Annotated in this window: 2 protein-coding genes; both read right to left on the bottom strand. The window is 54.9% G+C overall.

Going from position 1 to position 2,092, the window contains the following annotated elements:
- Positions 1–779: sulfotransferase family 2 domain-containing protein (locus ACGYK9_RS19320; protein WP_394415337.1), on the bottom strand; the 779-nt coding region annotated here is incomplete at its 3' end.
- A gap of 379 nt (positions 780–1,158) precedes the next feature.
- On the bottom strand, positions 1,159–1,515 hold the full coding sequence (locus tag ACGYK9_RS19315) for a hypothetical protein (protein WP_394415334.1): 357 nt from the start codon (positions 1,513–1,515) through the stop codon (positions 1,159–1,161).
- Between the last annotated feature and the right edge of the window lie 577 nt (positions 1,516–2,092).

The raw sequence follows: 2,092 nt of genomic DNA, 5'->3' as shown, positions 1-2,092 counted from the left end.
GCCCCCGTGGGAGAGCCCGGGATAATCTCATCGGCGAAAGGCTCAAGCACAGAGCTCTCATCAGGCAGCGCTTGCGCGGCATCTTTTAGAAAGATCTTTTCGTCCGAGAAATAAGCTGGCCAGAGGCCGTAGACCGTCTCCTCTTTGGGCCTCAAAGGCTCAAAGTCGTATCGTCGTTCTGCGGTCTCGGAGTGGCCCGGCCTATACCCTAAAAAGCGATAGTCATCTGCAAATAGGCGCATGAAGCGCTCTTCATCCTCCGGCCGCCACAGTTCCTCATGCTTTTGGCCACTGCGAGACGCGCGAAGGCGCGGCAGATGTGCAGCGATCCCAAAATTTGCACAGAACGCTTCAAAGTCATGTTCAAGGGTTTCGAACCGAAGGACCGTGTCTGCATAGAACAAGCAGTTAAACGGATGGGTCTGGGGAATGATATGATGTTTGAGGTTCCAAGGGATGTCTCGATGACTGCGGTCAAAGCCGATCCATGGGTCTTCCAGCACATCAAGCGCCTGCGAGATGGACAGATCGGGCCATCGCGGCTCGGCATAATAGTCCCCCTCCAACTGATTGCCGAACTTGAACATCCGGAAAGCAGACAGAAATCGAGCTTTTGGCTCGCGAACAACCGCCAAGCTGTGTCGGTCTCGAAAGCGCTTTGGCACGTGACCAAAGTACCGCCCTTCAAGCTCCCCAAGCGCGTCGCGCACCGATGTGCCGCCGGTTTTGGGCAAGTGGATGAAAACAATACGCGGCTTGTCGATTATGAAATTTGTCATCTCTTCCTAGCTTAGCCTTGGAGCCGGTACAGGGGCCGCTTATCCGAACATTGAACAAAAAACGCGCAGTGTACACAAACCCAGAGCGGCAGATACAACTTTGCCGCCAGCCGATAAAATGGGCCTACCGGCGAACCGGCAATCCCATCTACAGCCGCCTATTGGACGGGTAATGGTAGGCCCGGCATAAGACAGCATGAGCAAGCTCTGCCATCGGTTTATCTAAAGCCGCCTATTCGACGGCAAGACCGGGCCCAACGAGGTGAAGCATCAGTTCCACGCGATGATGCTCTAACGCGTGTTTCAGCATTATTTCACTGACTTGCGCTTTTACCAATCGCATCAGGCAAGCACCTTTGTTGCCACGCACAGATGCTTTTCATGCGGACCAACCACAGATGAGGGGGCCGTTCTCACAAATATCTTCAGCGAGAAACGCAACGATTGCAGGGTAGTAGCGCAGCAGATCTTTCCATTCCGTATCTCGCGCATCCAGGTCGTGGAACGCATCAGGAATGTCGGCCCAAGCCTCGTCTGGGGAAAGACCACAGTCGGTAAAACCGTCTTCGATCATACCTTCGAGCACAGCCAAAGTGTCGAGCGTAACGTAGAAGTCGCTGTAGCCTTCATAGACATCCCCGCCAGAGCCTTCCGCAAGCGCCTCAAAAAATTCATCGTGATTGCGCAGAGAGAACACCTCTTCTCCGTCGCGGTAAAAACCAATATCCAGTCCCATCTGTGTATCCTTTCCAGTTTGATGGTTCAGGTTGAGCGGCGCGCGCAGCGCCTAAAAATGAACTGGGAACGTTTCTTGAGAGCCAATAATGAAATCCTGCATTTTTCTGAAAAAAGTTGCACCGTGCCCAAAAGGGAGGGGCAAAGAGCCAAAGGCGTTCCGACGGTGGGGCACCGGCGCCAGAATGTAAGAGATCGTTTCCAGCTTAACTGGCGCTCCCTGAGCGCCCGGCGGCAAGGTTCTCGCTCATCAGGGAGACGAGGGCACCCCTCGACGCCATCCAGTTTGGGCACAGCATTGAGATCGAGCGGCCGGTTTCAGAGCTTTGATGGGCCTCTGGCTGATGCACCGCGTCGCGCCAAAAAGTGCAGACATAGTGTGTCTTCGCGGGGCCGCGCAAAAGCCTGCTTTCCTGCGCTGCTTTGTCCCGAGCCGTTGCGATCCGAGTAGAGGCCGTGCAACTACCGCGCATAGCCTGAACGACCTTCTACGGGAGCAACAAATGCAAATCACTGAGCCGTCCCGCCAAATCGATGTCTTACATACCACGGATGTGCTCGTTGTCGGCGCAGGCCCG

The sequence above is a fragment of the Sulfitobacter sp. 1A15258 genome (assembly GCF_043557045.1).
GTDB classification, from domain to species: Bacteria; Pseudomonadota; Alphaproteobacteria; order Rhodobacterales; family Rhodobacteraceae; genus Sulfitobacter; species Sulfitobacter faviae.
The sequence above is the reverse complement of the archived record's forward strand: the minus strand, read 5'-3'. Positions and strand labels throughout refer to the sequence as shown.

What these genes read in the sequence shown, in the direction of transcription:
- ACGYK9_RS19315 (WP_394415334.1), bottom strand. Translation starts at nt 1,515, where the DNA reads ATGGGACTGGATATTGGTTTTTACCGCGACGGAGAAGAGGTGTTCTCT.